The organism is Paraburkholderia dipogonis (assembly GCF_046027395.1).
GTDB lineage: Bacteria > Pseudomonadota > Gammaproteobacteria > Burkholderiales > Burkholderiaceae > Paraburkholderia > Paraburkholderia dipogonis_A.
In genome coordinates this window covers 1-882 of the sequence record NZ_JAQQEG010000117.1, presented here as the reverse complement: position 1 = coordinate 882, position 882 = coordinate 1, and the positions used below count along the sequence as shown (strand labels likewise).

Annotated in this window: 1 protein-coding gene; it reads left to right on the top strand. The window is 61.6% G+C overall.

What is annotated here, in order from left to right; genetic code table 11:
• Window positions 1-882: electron transfer flavoprotein subunit alpha/FixB family protein (locus PQR32_RS42105; RefSeq protein WP_408241791.1), on the top strand; the 882-nt coding region annotated here is incomplete at both ends.

The following is an 882-nucleotide window of genomic DNA, read 5'->3' as shown; positions in this document are numbered from 1 at the left end:
GCAGAACACGACAACGCGACGATCAAGGCCGCGACGCTGAACACGATTGCAGCGGCGCAGAAGATTGGTGGCGACATTCACGTGCTGGTGGCAGGGCACAACGCGCAGGCCGCGGCTGATGCGGCAGCGAAGATCGCGGGCGTAAGCAAAGTGCTGCTGGCCGACGCACCGCAACTCGAAGCGGGCCTCGCGGAAAACGTCGAGGCAACGGTGGTGAACATCGCGAAGGACTACACGCACATCCTCGCGCCGGCGACCGCCTACGGCAAGAACATCACGCCACGTATCGCAGCGAAGCTCGACGTCGCGCAGATCAGCGACATCACGGCAGTGGATAGCCCGGATACGTTTGAGCGTCCGATCTATGCCGGTAACGCAATCGCAACGGTTCAGTCCCAAGACCCGATCAAGGTCATCACGGTGCGCACGACCGGTTTCGATGCAGTCGCAGCCGAAGGTGGCAGTGCAACGGTCGAGAAGATCGAAGCGGCAGCAGACAGCGGCATCTCGTCCTTCGTCAGCCGTGAAGTGACGAAACTGGATCGTCCGGAACTGACGTCGGCGAAGATCATCGTCTCGGGTGGCCGCGGTCTGGGCAACGGCGAGAACTACACCAAGGTTCTCGAACCGTTGGCCGACAAGCTGAACGCAGCGCTGGGCGCATCACGCGCGGCAGTCGATGCGGGCTTCGTACCGAACGACTACCAGGTCGGCCAGACGGGCAAGATCGTCGCGCCGCAACTGTACATTGCAGTCGGCATCTCGGGTGCGATCCAGCATCTGGCCGGGATGAAGGACAGCAAAGTCATCGTCGCGATCAATAAAGACGAAGAAGCGCCGATCTTCAGCGTCGCCGATTACGGTCTCGTGGGCGATCTGTTC